This window comes from Nonomuraea sp. NPDC050383 (assembly GCF_044459125.1).
Taxonomy (GTDB): Bacteria; Actinomycetota; Actinomycetes; order Streptosporangiales; family Streptosporangiaceae; genus Nonomuraea.
In genome coordinates this window covers 15,322-29,078 of record NZ_JBITIP010000018.1, presented here as the reverse complement: position 1 = coordinate 29,078, position 13,757 = coordinate 15,322, and the positions used below count along the sequence as shown (strand labels likewise).

General features: G+C 67.9%; 14 protein-coding genes and 1 pseudogene. 13 read left to right on the top strand and 2 right to left on the bottom strand.

All coding sequences use genetic code 11. The features are described 5' to 3' along the window. Positions 1 to 60 precede the first annotated feature (60 nt). From nuoL to ACIBG4_RS33680, 4 genes are read left to right on the top strand one after another with little or no spacing between them, the layout of a single operon-like run. Positions 61 to 1,905, top strand: a complete 1,845-nt coding sequence (nuoL, locus tag ACIBG4_RS33695; protein WP_397205715.1) for an NADH-quinone oxidoreductase subunit L — start codon at positions 61 to 63, stop codon at positions 1,903 to 1,905. Then, entirely contained in the window at positions 1,905 to 3,470 is a 1,566-nt protein-coding gene (locus ACIBG4_RS33690) for an NADH-quinone oxidoreductase subunit M (RefSeq protein ID WP_310707223.1), read from the top strand. Before nuoL ends, ACIBG4_RS33690 begins: the two co-directional genes overlap by 1 nt. A gap of 8 nt (positions 3,471 to 3,478) precedes the next feature. Then, a complete protein-coding gene (nuoN, locus tag ACIBG4_RS33685; RefSeq protein WP_310707526.1) occupies positions 3,479 to 5,053 on the top strand; it encodes an NADH-quinone oxidoreductase subunit NuoN in 1,575 nt (524 codons plus the stop codon). 11 nt (positions 5,054 to 5,064) lie between these two features. Further along, on the top strand, positions 5,065 to 6,054 hold the full coding sequence (locus tag ACIBG4_RS33680; RefSeq protein ID WP_397205547.1) for a polyprenyl synthetase family protein: 990 nt from the start codon (positions 5,065 to 5,067) through the stop codon (positions 6,052 to 6,054). Here ACIBG4_RS33680 and rarD read toward each other — a convergent pair. Further along, positions 6,030 to 6,965 carry an EamA family transporter RarD gene (gene rarD, locus ACIBG4_RS33675; protein WP_397205545.1) on the bottom strand — a complete coding sequence of 312 codons (936 nt, stop codon included), beginning with the start codon at positions 6,963 to 6,965 and terminating at the stop codon, positions 6,030 to 6,032. The genes ACIBG4_RS33680 and rarD overlap by 25 nt on opposite strands. 120 nt (positions 6,966 to 7,085) lie before the next feature. Here rarD and msrA point away from each other — a divergent pair, with 120 nt between their 5' ends. The 8 genes and pseudogenes from msrA (at position 7,086) to ACIBG4_RS33635 (ending at position 11,127) form a co-directional block, all read left to right on the top strand. Continuing rightward, the gene (gene msrA / locus ACIBG4_RS33670) at positions 7,086 to 7,748 is read left to right on the top strand and encodes a peptide-methionine (S)-S-oxide reductase MsrA (protein ID WP_397205543.1); all 663 of its coding nucleotides are present in this window, start codon (positions 7,086 to 7,088) and stop codon (positions 7,746 to 7,748) included. Between the two features lie 66 nt (positions 7,749 to 7,814). After that, the gene (locus tag ACIBG4_RS33665; protein WP_397205541.1) at positions 7,815 to 8,021 is read left to right on the top strand and encodes a hypothetical protein; all 207 of its coding nucleotides are present in this window, start codon (positions 7,815 to 7,817) and stop codon (positions 8,019 to 8,021) included. Continuing rightward, complete coding sequence (locus ACIBG4_RS33660; protein ID WP_397205539.1) at positions 8,018 to 8,434, top strand: type II toxin-antitoxin system VapC family toxin; 417 nt, start codon at positions 8,018 to 8,020, stop codon at positions 8,432 to 8,434. The genes ACIBG4_RS33665 and ACIBG4_RS33660 overlap by 4 nt, the downstream gene beginning before the upstream one ends. Positions 8,435 to 8,447: 13 nt before the next feature. After that, positions 8,448 to 8,555: pseudogene (locus ACIBG4_RS33655) on the top strand (peptide-methionine (S)-S-oxide reductase); the annotation flags it as partial. Positions 8,556 to 8,558: 3 nt separating this feature from the next. Then, positions 8,559 to 8,990 (top strand): hypothetical protein, encoded by a 432-nt coding sequence (locus tag ACIBG4_RS33650; protein ID WP_397205537.1) that lies wholly within the window; start codon positions 8,559 to 8,561, stop codon positions 8,988 to 8,990. A gap of 535 nt (positions 8,991 to 9,525) precedes the next feature. Then, positions 9,526 to 9,837 carry a hypothetical protein gene (locus ACIBG4_RS33645; RefSeq protein WP_355441110.1) on the top strand — a complete coding sequence of 104 codons (312 nt, stop codon included), beginning with the start codon at positions 9,526 to 9,528 and terminating at the stop codon, positions 9,835 to 9,837. Next, on the top strand, positions 9,813 to 10,229 hold the full coding sequence (locus ACIBG4_RS33640; protein ID WP_397205535.1) for a type II toxin-antitoxin system VapC family toxin: 417 nt from the start codon (positions 9,813 to 9,815) through the stop codon (positions 10,227 to 10,229). The genes ACIBG4_RS33645 and ACIBG4_RS33640 overlap by 25 nt, the downstream gene beginning before the upstream one ends. 121 nt (positions 10,230 to 10,350) lie before the next feature. Beyond that, positions 10,351 to 11,127: a hypothetical protein gene (locus ACIBG4_RS33635; protein ID WP_397205533.1), complete on the top strand. Its 777-nt coding sequence runs from the start codon at positions 10,351 to 10,353 to the stop codon at positions 11,125 to 11,127. A 104-nt stretch (positions 11,128 to 11,231) separates the two neighbouring features. Here the strand turns inward: ACIBG4_RS33635 and ACIBG4_RS33630 are convergent, their stop codons facing one another. Continuing rightward, the gene (locus ACIBG4_RS33630) at positions 11,232 to 12,623 is read right to left on the bottom strand and encodes a cytochrome bc complex cytochrome b subunit (protein WP_397205531.1); all 1,392 of its coding nucleotides are present in this window, start codon (positions 12,621 to 12,623) and stop codon (positions 11,232 to 11,234) included. A gap of 156 nt (positions 12,624 to 12,779) precedes the next feature. Here ACIBG4_RS33630 and ACIBG4_RS33625 point away from each other — a divergent pair, with 156 nt between their 5' ends. Beyond that, on the top strand, positions 12,780 to 13,712 hold the full coding sequence (locus tag ACIBG4_RS33625) for a GNAT family N-acetyltransferase (RefSeq protein WP_397205529.1): 933 nt from the start codon (positions 12,780 to 12,782) through the stop codon (positions 13,710 to 13,712). Positions 13,713 to 13,757 lie beyond the last annotated feature (45 nt).

Below are 13,757 nucleotides of genomic sequence, written 5' to 3'. Positions count from 1 at the left end.
GAATCTCCCGCTGAGATCGTCCAGCACACCACCGGCGGCGTGATCGGCGTCTCGTGGCTCATGATCGCCTTCCCGCTCCTGGGCGCGGCGATCCTGCTGATCCTCGGGCGCAAGACCGACCGGTGGGGCCATCTGCTGGGCGTGGCCATGTCCCTCGCCTCGTTCGTCGTGGCGGTGCTGGCGTTCTTCGACATGATCGGCCTGCCCGCCGAGCAACGGCGTCAGGCCGTGCACCTGTACGAGTTCATCCCCGGCATGGTCGACATGGGGCTGCTCGTCGACCCGCTGTCGATCAGCTTCGCGCTGCTGATCACGGGTGTCGGATCGCTGATCCACATCTACTCGATCGGCTACATGTCGCACGACCCCGACCGGCGCAGGTTCTTCGCGTACCTGAACCTGTTCGTCTCCGCGATGCTCCTGCTGGTGCTGGCCGACAACTACGTCGGCCTGTTCATCGGCTGGGAGGGCGTGGGCCTGGCCTCGTACCTGCTGATCGGCTTCTGGCAGTTCAAGCCGTCGGCCGCGGTCGCCGCCAAGAAGGCGTTCGTCGTCAACCGCGTCGGTGACTTCGGGCTGCTCGTCGGCATGTTCATCATCTGGACCGCGACCGGCACGTTCGCCTTCGGCGACCTGACCGAGAAGGTCGGGAGCATGTCGCAGGGCACGCTCACCGCGGTCGGCCTGCTGCTGCTCCTCGGCGCGTGCGGCAAGTCGGCGCAGCTCCCGCTGCAGTCCTGGCTGCTCGACGCGATGGAGGGCCCGACCCCGGTCTCGGCCCTCATCCACGCCGCCACCATGGTCACCGCCGGCGTCTACCTGGTCGTCCGCTCGGGCGCGTTCTTCTTCCCCGAGGGGTCGGCGCAGGCGCTGGCCGTCGCGATCGTCGGCGCGGCCACGCTGCTCGCCGGTGCGATCATCGGTTGCGCGAAGGACGACATCAAGAAGGGCCTGGCCGGCTCGACGATGTCGCAGATCGGCTACATGATGCTCGGCGCGGGCCTCGGCCCGGCGGGCTACGCCTTCGCCATCGGCCACCTGATCACGCACGGCTTCTTCAAGGCCGACATGTTCCTCGGCGCCGGCTCGGTCATGCACGGCATGAACGACGAGGTGGACATGCGGAAGTACGGCGGGCTGCGCAAGTACATGCCCGTCACCTTCGTCACGTTCATCATCGGCTACCTGGCGATCATCGGGTTCCCGCTGCTGTCCGGCTACTTCACCAAGGACGGCATCATCGAGACGGCCGTCCATCACCAGCCCGTTCTCGGCTGGCTGGCCGTCGCCGGTGCGGGCATCACGGGCTTCTACATGTCCCGGATGATCTTCATGACGTTCTTCGGTGAGAAGCGGTGGGCGGAGGACGCGCACCCGCACGAGTCGCCGGCCGTCATGACGTGGCCGCTGATCATCCTGTCGATCGGCTCGATCTTCCTCGGTGGCTACCTCATCCTGAGCAACAGGCTGATGCTGTGGCTCGCGCCCGCGGTCGGGCGTCCCGAAGAGCTGCCCACGTTCCACTTCGCCAGTGTTCCCGGCCTCGCCACGCTGGCGCTGGTGGCGGTCGGCGCCGCGTTCGCCTGGGTGCGGTACGGCCGGGCCGAGGTGCCCGCCGTCCAGCCGCGCGGCTCGTTCCTCACCACGTTCGCCCGGCGCGACCTGTACGGTGACGCGCTGAACGAGTCGCTGTTCATGCGGCCCGGTCAGTGGCTCACCCGGATCGCGGTGTTCTTCGACAACCGCGGCATCGACGGAGTCGTCAACGGGCTGGCCGCGGGCATCGGCGGGACCTCGGGCCGCCTGCGGCGGATCCAGACGGGCTTCGCCAGAACCTACGCGTTGTCCATCCTGATCGGTGCCGCCCTGCTGACCGGCGCCCTGCTCCTCGTTGGGAACATCTGATGTCGTCACTCTGGCTCCCCATACTCCTGGCGGTGCCCGTGCTGGGGGCCGTCGTGGTGGCCCTGCTGCCCAAGGGCGCCGACCAGGTCGCCAAGCAGGTCACGCTGGCGGTCTCGCTGGTCGTGCTGGTGCTGACGCTGGTCATGGCGTTCCAGTTCCCGTCGGCCAAGGGCGAGCGGTTCAAGTTCGCCGCGGTCTACGACTGGATCCCGAGCTTCGGCGTCCACTTCGGGGTCGGCGTCGACGGTATCGCGCTGGTGCTCATCGTGCTGTCCGCGGTGCTGGTGCCGATCGTGGTGCTGGCCTCGTGGCACGACGCCGACGGTGTCCGCTCCGCCGACGGCACGCTGATCACGCCGAAGCGGTCGGTCAAGACGTACTTCTCGCTGCTGCTCGTCCTCGAGGCGATGATGATCGGCGTCTTCGCGGCGACCGACATCTTCCTGTTCTACGTGTTCTTCGAGGCCATGCTCATCCCGATGTACTTCATGATCGGGTCGTACGGCGGGGCGCAGCGGTCGTACGCGGCCGTCAAGTTCCTGCTCTACTCGCTGTTCGGCGGCCTGCTCATGCTGGTCGCGGTCATCGGGCTGTACGTGGTCGCGGGCAAGAGCACGTTCATGTTCCCCGAGCTCGTCGGCGCCATCCAGGACCCGGCGACGCAGAAGTGGCTGTTCGCCGGCTTCTTCATCGCCTTCGCCATCAAGGCGCCGCTGTGGCCGGTCCACACCTGGCTGCCCGACGCCGCCGCCCAGGCCCCGGCCGGCGCGGCCGTGCTGCTCGTGGGCGTGCTGGACAAGGTGGGCACGTTCGGGATGCTCCGCTTCTGCCTGGAGCTGTTCCCCGACGCGGCCAAGGCGTTCACGATGCCGATCGTGGTGCTCGCGGTCATCAGCATCATCTACGGCGCGATCGTGGCGATCGGGCAGACCGACATGAAGCGGCTCATCGCCTACACGTCGATCTCGCACTTCGGCTTCATCGTGATGGGCGTGTTCGCCATGTCGCAGGTCGCCCAGTCGGGCGCCACGCTGTACATGGTCAACCACGGCTTCGCGACCGGCGCGCTGTTCCTGGCCGCCGGGTTCCTCATCGCCCGGCGCGGCTCGCCGCACATCGCCGACTACGGCGGGGTGCAGAAGGTGGCTCCGCTGCTCGCCGGCTTTTTCCTGATCGCCGGTCTGGCCGGGCTCTCGCTGCCGGGACTGTCGTCCTTCGTCAGCGAGTTCATGGTCATGACCGGTACGTACTCCAGCTCGGCCCACGGGTCCGGGGCGCTGACCGTCGCGGCCGTCGTGTCGGCGGTGGCGGTCATCCTGGCGGCCGTCTACATCCTGTGGATGGTGCAGCGGACGCTCAACGGGCCCACCGCCGAGCCGGTCAAGGCGTTCAAGGACCTGAACGTGCGCGAGATCGTCGTGCTCGCGCCGCTGGTCGCGCTGATCATCGGCTTCGGCTTCTTCCCCAAGCCGCTGCTCGACGTGATCAACCCGGCGGTGACCCAGACGCTGGTCAACGTCAAGGTGGACAACCCGGCTATCGCTGAGAAGGGGGCCGGTCAGTGAGTGACATCATGCAGGCGCCGACGATCGAGTACGGCACGCTGGCGCCGATGCTGCTGGTCTTCGGCGCGGCGGTGCTCGGCGTGCTCGTGGAGGCGTTCGCGCCCCGCTACCTGCGCAAGGTGATGCAGGTACCGCTCACGCTGATCTCCCTGGGCGGCGCGTTCGCCCTGGTGCTCGTACAGGTGATCATGCGTGGCACGCCCAGCGCGGCGGTGGCCATGGGCGCGGTCGCGGTCGACGGGCCTTCGCTGTTCATCTGGGGCATCATCCTCGTCCTGTCGTTCGTGTGCGTGCTGCTCGTCAACGACGAGGGTCACTTCGTCGCCTCGGCGGCGGCGGTGCCCGGCAGCTCCGACGAGGAGGAGGCCGAGGCCAGCGGCGGCGGCCACACCGAGGTCTACCCGCTGCTGCTGTTCGCGGTGGGCGGCATGATGCTGTTCCCCGCCGCCCACGACCTGCTGACCATGTTCGTCGGCCTCGAGGTCATGTCGCTGCCGCTGTACCTGCTGTGCGGCCTGGCCCGCCGGCGCCGCCTGCTGTCGCAGGAGGCGTCGATGAAGTACTTCCTGCTGGGCGCGTTCTCCTCGGCGTTCTTCCTGTACGGCACGGCCATGCTCTACGGCTACGCCGGCACCGTGTCGCTGCCGGGCATCAACAAGGCCCTGGCCGGCGGCTCGCTGCTCGACCCGCTGCTGCTGATCGGGTTCGCGATGCTGGGCGTCGGCCTGCTGTTCAAGATCGGCGCGGCGCCGTTCCAGGCGTGGAAGCCGGACGTCTACCAGGGCGCGCCGACCCCGATCACCGCCCTCATGGCCTCGGGCACGCTGGTCGCCGCCATGGGCGCCGTGCTGCGGGTGTTCTGGGTCGGCCTGGGCAACCTCGACTGGAACTGGCGTCCGGTCATGTGGGCCGTCGCGGCCCTCACCATGATCGTGGGTGCGGTGCTGGCGATCACGCAGACCGACATCAAGCGGATGCTGGCCTACTCCTCGATCGCGCACGCCGGGTTCCTGCTCATCGGCGTCATGGCCACGTTCGACAAGAGCCAGCAGAACTCCGGCTCGCTGTCGGCCATCCTGTTCTACCTGCTGGTCTACAGCTTCACGACGGTCGGCGCGTTCGCGGTCGTCACGATGATCCGGGACCCCGGAGGCGAGGCGGGTCACCTGTCGCGCTGGGCGGGCCTGGGCAAGCGGTCGCCGCTGCTGGCGGGCATCTTCGCCTTCTTCCTGCTCGCCTTCGCCGGCATCCCGCTGACGAGCGGCTTCTTCGGGAAGTACGCGGTGTTCGCGGCGGCCCTGGCCAGCGGCTCGGAGCGGGGCGACTCCATGGGCGGCTGGATGACCGGGCTGGTCGTGCTGGGCGTCGTCGCCTCGGCGGTGGCCGCGTTCTTCTACGTCCGCGTCATCGTGCTGATGTTCTTCAGCGAGCCGGCGGCCGACGGCCCGTCGATCGCCCAGCCGAGTATGGGCACCGTGGCCGTCATCGCCGTGGCGGTGCTCGTTACGGTAGGAGTGGGGATCTTCCCGCAGCCCATGCTGGACGTGGCCAACGAGGCCGCGGCCAACCTGTTCATCCGATAAGGGGATATGCCATGTCCGCGCCTCCCGTTGTTGACCTTCCCATTGAGGACGAGCGGCTGGCGCAGGACGTGGCCACCGGCCTGGCCGCCGTGGAGAAGCTCCTGCGCTCGTCGGTGGAGAGCGAGGACGCCTTCGTCACGGAGGCGTCCAAGCACCTCATCGAGGCGGGCGGCAAGCGCTTCCGCACGCTGATGCTGCTGCTGGCGGCCCAGTTCGGCGACCCGTCGGCGCCGGGTGTCGTGCCCGGCGCCGTGGTCATCGAGCTGACCCACCTCGGGTCGCTCTACCACGACGACGTCATGGACGAGGCCCCGGTCCGCCGGGGCTCCCCGTCGGCCAACGCCCGGTGGGACAACACCGTGGCCATCCTCACGGGCGACTACCTGTTCGCCCAGGCGTCCGACATCCTGGCCGACCTCGGACCGGAGCTGATCCGCATCCAGGCGCAGACGTTCTCGCGGCTGGTGCAGGGACAGATCCGCGAGACGATCGGGCCGCGCGGCGACGACGACCCCGTCACGCACTACATCAGCGTCCTGGCCGACAAGACCGGATCGCTCATCGCCGCCTCGGGCCGCTTCGGCGCGCTGCTGTCGGGCGCGCCCGCCGACGTGGAGGAGCGGCTCAGCCGGGCCTGCGAGGCGATCGGCGTGGCCTGGCAGCTCGGCGACGACCTGCTGGACGTGGCCTCCACCTCCACCGAGTCCGGCAAGACGCCCGGCACCGACCTGCGCGAGGGCGTCCACACGCTGCCCGTCCTGTACGCGCTCGCCTCCGGCACGCCGTCGCGGCTGATGGAGCTGCTGTCCGGCCCGGTGGCCGAGGCGGACGTGGAGGAGGCGCTGACGCTGCTGCGGGAGCATCCGGCGATGGTGCGGGCCCGGGACGAGCTGGTGGCCTGGGTGGACCGGGCCCGCGACGACATCTCCGCCCTGCCGGACATCCCGGCCAAGGCCGCGTTCATGGCGCTGTGCGACTACGTGGCGGAGCGCTCCGGCTGAGCCGTGACGGGCCGCGCCTCCCGGTTGCGGAGGTGGGTGGCGCGGGCCGTACGGATGCTGTCGTAGGTGAAGACGGCCAGGGCCAGCCACACGATCGAGAAGCCGATCCAGCGGCTGGCCGGCATCGTCTCCTTCGCCACCAGCACCCCGCACAGGAACTGCAGGACCGGCGCGATGTACTGGAGCAGGCCGAGCGTGCTCAGCGGCACCCGGATGGCGGCGGCCGTGAAGCACAGCAGCGGCACGGCGGTGATGATGCCGGCGCCCACGAGCAGCGCCGCGTGCCCGGTCCCGGTGTGGCCGAACGTCGCCTGCCCGGCCGTCTCCAGGTACACGAGGTAGCCGAAGGCCGGCAGGAGCAGGACCAGGGTCTCGATGGTCAGGCTCTCGGCCGCGCCCACGTTCGCCTGCTTCTTGATCAGCCCGTACACGCCGAACGAGACGGCGAGCGTGAGCGCGATCCAGGGCAGCCGGCCGTAGTCGATGGTCAGCACGAGGACGGCCAGCGCGCCGAACCCCACGGCCGCCCACTGCAGCGGCCGCAGCCGCTCACGCAGCAGCACCACCCCGAACAGCACGCTGACCAGGGGGTTGATGAAGTAGCCGAGGGCGCTCTCGACCACGTGGCCGGCGTTGACGGCGTAGATGTAGACGCCCCAGTTGACCGTGACGATCGCGGCGGCGAGGGCGAGGAGGCCGAGCTTGCGCGGCTGGCGGGCCATCGTCCTGATCCACGACCAGTGACGGCGCACCGCGAGCACCGCCACGACCGCGACCAGCGACCAGACCATGCGGTGGGCGAGGATCTCGACGGCTCCGGAGGGCCTGAGGAGAGGCCAGTAGAGGGGGAAGAGCCCCCACATCGTGTAGGCGGCGACTCCGAACAGCACACCGCGGCGAACGTCAGGCATGTCCCCCATAGTCGTGCCTTACCACGCTTAAACACAAATGTGTATCGCTATGCGGGACTATGTAGCGACCCTTAAGCGTTAGGCGTTCTGTATCGTAGGCAGAGTCTGCGGAGGTGCACCATGGGTTGGTTGTTCGGCGGCAACAAGACGAGCATGGTCCGGCCGGAGGACGCCCTGCCGGGGCGCCCGGAGGAGATGCCGGCCCCGGCCCGGCACGCGGTCCTCGACGCCCCGATCGCCCCGCCGTACCCGGAGGGCGCGCAGGTCGCCGACTTCGGCCTGGGCTGCTTCTGGGGCGCGGAGCGCACGTTCTGGCAGACGCCTGGCGTCATCACCACGGCCGTCGGCTACCAGGGCGGCTACACGCCCAACCCGACGTACGAGGAGGTCTGCAGCGGCCGCACGGGCCACACGGAGGCCGTCAGGGTCGTGTACGACCCGTCGAAGGTGTCGTACGAGGACCTCCTGAAGGTCTTCTGGGAGGCTCACGACCCGACCCAGGGCATGCGCCAGGGAAACGACGTCGGCACGCAGTACCGCTCGGCCATCTACTACCACTCGCCGGAGCAGCGTAAGGCGGCGGAGGGGTCGCGGGAGTCGTACCAGAAGGTGCTGTCGGAGGCGGGGTACGGGGACATCACGACCGAGCTGGCCGAGGCGGGCCCGTTCTTCCTCGCGGAGGAGTATCACCAGCAGTACCTCTTCAAGAACCCCGGAGGCTACTGCGGGATCGGCGGAACCGGGGTCTCTTGCCCGGTGGGTCTGACCTCCGGCGAGGCTTGAGCACATCGCTGAGATGTTGACAAGGTGTCCCGGGCTCCTGGGAAGCCCTGTCTATACACTGATGTCATGAGCGTGATGCGCGAGGAACTTCATCACCTGGTGGACCGGCTCCCCGACGAGAAGGTCGCGCCTCTGCTGCGCTTGGTCAAAGATCAGCTCGATGAGCCGCCGGCCGTCCGCGACCTGCCATTCATTGGCATGCTGGCGGCTGAGCCGGATTTTGCCGAACGCAGCGAAGAGATCTTGAAGTCGGAGGACAATCACCGCCTGTGATCGTCCTTGACACAGGCCCACTGGTTGCGGCGCTCAACCACGAAGACAAGCACCACGACGTATGCGCACGCTTGCTGAGGACGCACCCTGGTCCATTGCTGGTCCCGTCCTCTGTCGTCGTAGAAGTCTGCCAGTTGGTCGAAAGGCGACAGGGCGGTAAGGCGGAAGCGGCTTTCTTGCGGAGTTTCGGGGCGGGATTGACGCTTGTGGATCTCATCGCGTCAGATCTGGATCGCATGAGCGCCTTGGTCGAGATGTACGCGAGCCTTCCCCTGGGCGCAGTGGACGCGTCCGTGATCGCGGTTACCGAACGGCTCAAGATCTCAGAGGTGGCCACACTTGACCGCCGTCACTTCACGGTGGTCCGGCCGAACCACACCAGCGCGCTACTCCTTCTTCCGGAAGCGCTCTGACTTGCGACCTGAAGCGAAGCGCTACCACCAGCAGTACCTTTTCAAGAACCCGAACGGCTCCTGCGGGATCGGCGGGACGGGTGTGGCCTGCCCCGTCGGCCTGACCTCTGGCGAGGCCTGAGCAGTGCTCTTACGGACGCCCCGGGAGCACCTGGAGGACGTGCTCAGGCGGCCTGGGGCGTACGGGCTGGACGGCTCGTACCGGTTGTTCACGACGTACATTGCCGGTTTCCACGCGGGCAGCGGTCACACCTTCCTCGACGGCTTCAGGGAATGGTTGGTCGTGCGCGTGGACGGCGGTGACAACCTCGTCTGGGAGGCGCTGGTGTTCATGCTGGCGTTGCCCGGCGAGAGGTTGCGCTTTGTTCGCGATCGGATGGACGACGAGCGGAACGCGGTCGTTGTGAGGACTCTCTTCGACATGCTTGAAGGGTTCTTGGACGATCGTGACGGCCGGCCAGCCGGGCGGGACATGATTCGTGCTGACTACGAGCAGTGGCTCGGTCGGCAGAGCTGGAGCCGTCCTGGCCACCCCCCTTCCGGGCGCGGAGAGTAGTCACGGCGACAATCTTTTCTACAGGGTCAAGCCCGCCGCGTAGCGGCGGGAACCGCACTATCTTGAGGGTCGAGAACGTCCGGCGTCTGGACTCGTCGCTGTAGAGGTCCGTCGCGCCGCGCGCGTCGGCGAACACTCGGCCGTCCTGGTACGTGATCGCTTCGACGAAGCGCTCGTAGTCCCAGGACGCCGGGCGAGGCGGTCTTCGGCGAAGATCACAGCCCTTGTACTGCCGTGCCGTTGGGGAGTTCGCCGGCCCGCAGAGCCACCTGGCCTCCATGGTGCTCCCCAGTCCCTCGGCGTTCGGGAAAAATCCTGACTCCGTTGCAGGCGGAGAGATGGGATTTTCTGAACAACCAGCCGGAGGCGCTTGCGGCGTGGCGTCTCCGAAGCCCGGACGGCTACTGCGAGATCGGCGGCACCAAAGTCAAGTTGGGTGACCCGTCCGAGTGGTTCTGTGCGACCGGGCTGACGATTGCAGAGGAGTAGGCTCAACATCAGGATGGATTGCTACTTCGAGTAGTAAACTAGGCGTATGAGCATGCCTGAGCGGGACTTCGGGCCGGGGGATGGTCCGGCGGCCAAGGTAAGCGTCTCCCTGCGCTCGGGGAACATCCGGGCGGTCAGGGAGCGTGTTGGAGCGCGCGGATTCTCCGCGTACGTGGATGCGGCCGTGGAACGTCAGATTGAGCGTGATCTGCTGGAGGAGGCACTGCAGGCGAACGAGGCAGCCTCGGGTCCGATCCCGCAGGCGTTTCGCGATGAGGCGGCTGAGCTGTTCCGCAGTGTGAAGTCCGCACCCGAGCTCCTGGAGGAGGACGGGTGGCGCGCGCACGAAGCAAGCTGAGTGCGGGCACCGTCGTCCTGGACTGCGAGGGGCTCGTCAAGTGGTGTGAGGCCGACCGGCGGGTGACCGCGATCGTACGGGAGGCGCAGGACAACGACTTTCGGGTCGTCGTCAGTGCGATGACGCCGATCGAGGCTCAAGACGTGCGTGTGAAAACTGAACGCCTCAAGTGGTACCTGTCACGGCTGAGGGTCGAGCCGGTGACCGAGGAGATCTGTTCGCGCGCGATCGAGTTGCTGCGCGGCAGTCGGCTTCACGGCCATAAGTACGCCATCGACGCTGTCGTGGCCGCTACGGCGCTTCGTGCGATGAAACCGGTTCTCATCCTCACCTCCGACGAAGACGACATGAGCAAGCTCTGCGGGAAAACCGTCAAGATTGTCGGGCTTTGAAGGCGCTTCATTACGAGAGGGCATGCGCAACGTAGGCGGCACTCCTCCCCACCCTCGTACGCACCCGTCATCCGGTACTGCTGATCGCCATGCCGGTGCGTGATGGCCGACACTCTGGACTGTGGATGACGAGGCGGCAGAGGACGCGCGGCGCTGGCTGGCAGAAGTAGGCGTCACCCAGGTCCGGGAAGGCGTATGGGCGAGTGACGAACCATCGGTGGAAGAACTGCTCACGGCCAACGACGTGGCCCACACGTGGACAAGCGTGGCGCTGGAGGACCCTGACCTCGACGCGGCCGGCCGGCTACGACTCGCCCTCGGCCTCCTGGACCTTCTCGACGACTACTGGGTGACGTGCGAGATTCGCTTCGCCGTAGTCGCTGCGCAAGATCTGCGAGCTGAAACCCTGTGGGACGGTTACCGTCGGCGGTTGGAGGCTTCGGAGTCGCCCGAGCCGGTCACCTATTCGCTGTGGGTCGACTGGTTCGAGGACCGCGGCACGGTGGAAGTCGCCTTCGCCGAAGTGCTGGGCAACGACATCGAGCAGTTGCTGACCGAGGATCGGCTGCACGCGTTGACTCAAGATCCACTGTTTCGGCGTGCTCAACGAGTTCTGGAGATCTCCGGTCCCGTGCCCTGGCCGCTCAAACACCCCGTCTACCAGGCAGTCGTGGAAGTACCGGCCCTCCATCCCGCCCTGTTCCAGGGCCTGCTCAGCAGCTACCACGACTTCCATGGCGACCTTGAGCCCCATGCGGCCCGTGCTCTCTTGCAGCGACTGGATCTCCCGCCGGGCATCAAGGGGCTCGCCCAGTTGCGCGCGGTCCTTCAGGCAGGGCACCGCAACCACTACCGCGCCCCAGACGCCTGGCGGGCAGCCGACTGCGAGACCTCCTGATCCGTAGCCGGGGAGAGGAAGTCCGGGGACTTCTACCGGCGCCAGAAAGCCCTGGTGACCGTGCCGAGCACCAACCGCACACCCGGCAGCGTCTCACCCAACCGTCATCTCCCTGAGGTGATCGCCGGCTCTCGCCGCTCCTGCCGCGCCGGCACCAGCCGTTCGTGGAATCCGCCGTCCGGGGACCGCGTGATGATCCCCGTCTCCACTCCGTGCTCGGCCACGTCGTGATCTGTCTCCTGAAGCGCGAAGCAGATCCACCGGGTGACCACGAAGGCGATGACGGGGCCGATGACCACGGCGTACCTGAAGAGGATCGTCACAGCGTCGACGGTGAGGTCGAACTGGTGGGCGATCTGGTCGTTGGCCGCGGCTGCCCACAGCAGGCCGTAGAACGTGATGCCCGCGACGGCGACGGCCGTCTTCACCGGTGTCTCATGAGGCTGGTCGAGAACGTCGTGCGCCGGCGTCTCGCGAGCTGTACGGCTCCTGGTCCTGGGGCGGCCCAGCGTGTCGCGGCGGCCGCGTCGGGAGGCGAGGAAGCGCTCGGCCGTCGGGTAGGCCGCCAGGGCGGTGAAGAACAGGCCGGGTATCACCAGGGTGGGGACGAGGACCGCGAGGCTGAGTGTGTGGTCCCCGATGGTGAGTTCCCACCCGGGCATGATGCGGAGGGCGCCGTCGAGGAACCCCATGTACCAGTCCGGCACCGAGCCCGCCGAGATCTGTGTCGGCCTGGCAGGGCCGTACAGCCAGACAGGGGCGATCTGGAACCCGAACCCGAGAATGATCAGCATGCCCGTCGTCGCGACCGCCATCGTCGGGCGTGCGCTCCGCCGCGTGGGGAGCGAGGTGGCGAACCGGGAGTGGCCGTGCCGCCGCATCAGCCGTTCCCGGGCGATCAGCAGCGCGGCCATGACGATCGGGAGCAGCAGGTGCCCGGCGTACATGACCGGGATGACCCTGTCGCCGGGAAAGTCCGGGCCGAACAGCAGCGACAGCACCCAGGTCCCCACCACGGGGATGGACTGCACCACCGACACGATCAGCCACAGGCTCCCACCCGACAGCATGTCGTCAGGCAGAGCGTTGCCGGTCTCGCCCGCGGCCATGCCGAGCGCCAGCAGCATCACCCAGATCAGCCACTGCCCGGTGCGCGGACGGCGGAAGGCGCCGGTGAGGAACATGCGCAGCAGCTGCAACACGACGGCCGCCACGAAGACGAGCGCCGCCCAGTGGTGGACCTGGCGGATGAGCAGGCCGCCGCGCACCTCCAGGCTCACATGCATGGTGGAGTCGAAGGCCCTGCTGACGAAGAGTCCGCGCAGCGGGCCGTACGAACCGTCATAGGTCACCTGGGACATGCCGGGGTCGTAGAACACCATCAACACAGCCCCGGTCACCGCCAGAACGACGAACGACCAGACGGCGATCTCCGCGAACATGAAAGACCAGTGGGAGAACTGGAACGAGCGGCGTCTGGCCGGCAACGAACGCATGATGGCCCCCTAACCTTGCCTACTCATATGACGGAATCGGGCCGGCTTCTGTGACAGCGATGAGGCGCCGGTGACGGTGATTCACGTCACGAGGACCAGCAGCTGGCATCGGACATTCAGCCTTGGGTGCGACAAAAGGTCCGCTAACCTCTTCAGGTGATTTCCTACCGTGCGATCGTCCCAGCGGAGCTCGACCGGGTGACCGAGTGGGTCGTGACCGAGCCCGTCGGCTGGATCGCCGCCGACCGTTACCTCGCAGAACTGGCCGAGAACATGTACCGGCCGGAGTGGACGTGGATCGCCGAGGTCGGTGACCGGGTCGTCGGACGGGCGCTGTGGTGGGGGCCGAGGGACAGCGCGTACCCGGTCGCGCTCGACTGCCTCGACGTGGATCCCGCGGTGGGCGAGCGCACCGAGGTCGCCGCCGAACTGATCAGGGCCGCGCTGGCAGTGTTCCCGCGGCCGGTGCAGTACGCGATCAAGGCGGCCGGCGGCTGGCGTGACGATCCGGCCACCTCGGCGGCCGTGGAATGGCGGCGGGCGGCGGCACACGCGGCCGGCCTCACCGGGGAGGTGGAGCGGCTGCAGTTCGAGTGGGCCCCGGCCGACGGAGTGCCCCCGGCGGCCGGGGCGCTGCGGTTCGCCGAGGCGTCCGACGAGGAGTTCCTGGCGGTGTTCACGAGAATCGCCGAGGGCAGCCTGGACTTCCATACCCGGACGAGCGTGGCGGCCAAGGGCGTGGACGCGGCCGCGCGCGAGGAGATGGACTTCTATCTCGGAGCGCCGGGCAAGCGGGAGTGGTGGCGGATCGCCTGTACGCACGAGGGCGAGGTGGTGGGCATGGCGATCCCCTCGGCGACGCCGTACAGCGTGAACGTGGGGTATCTCGGGGTGGTCCCGGAGTTCCGGGGGCGCGGATACGTGGACGAGATTCTCGCCGAGATCACCCGCATGCACGCGGCCAACGGGGAGTCGCGCATCACCGCCACCACCGATGTGGGCAACGCGCCGATGGCGGCCGCGTTCCTGCGCGCCGGATACCGGAACACGGAGATCCGGATCAACCTCTCCAACGATTTCCAGTCCTGAGGACTTGGTGCCGGGAGCGGAGCGCCCTGCTGCGGTCTGGGCGGC

Bases quoted from the DNA above. Each gene is read 5' to 3' on its own strand.
- nuoN (WP_310707526.1), top strand. From the start codon at position 3,479: ATGCAGGCGCCGACGATCGAGTACGGCACGCTGGCGCCGATGCTGCTG.
- ACIBG4_RS33680 (WP_397205547.1), top strand. From the start codon at position 5,065: ATGTCCGCGCCTCCCGTTGTTGACCTTCCCATTGAGGACGAGCGGCTG.
- ACIBG4_RS33645 (WP_355441110.1), top strand. From the start codon at position 9,526: ATGAGCATGCCTGAGCGGGACTTCGGGCCGGGGGATGGTCCGGCGGCC.
- ACIBG4_RS33630 (WP_397205531.1), bottom strand. From the start codon at position 12,623: ATGCGTTCGTTGCCGGCCAGACGCCGCTCGTTCCAGTTCTCCCACTGG.
- nuoL (WP_397205715.1), top strand. From the start codon at position 61: ATGATCGCCTTCCCGCTCCTGGGCGCGGCGATCCTGCTGATCCTCGGG.
- ACIBG4_RS33690 (WP_310707223.1), top strand. From the start codon at position 1,905: ATGTCGTCACTCTGGCTCCCCATACTCCTGGCGGTGCCCGTGCTGGGG.
- ACIBG4_RS33665 (WP_397205541.1), top strand. From the start codon at position 7,815: ATGAGCGTGATGCGCGAGGAACTTCATCACCTGGTGGACCGGCTCCCC.
- rarD (WP_397205545.1), bottom strand. From the start codon at position 6,965: ATGCCTGACGTTCGCCGCGGTGTGCTGTTCGGAGTCGCCGCCTACACG.
- msrA (WP_397205543.1), top strand. From the start codon at position 7,086: ATGGGTTGGTTGTTCGGCGGCAACAAGACGAGCATGGTCCGGCCGGAG.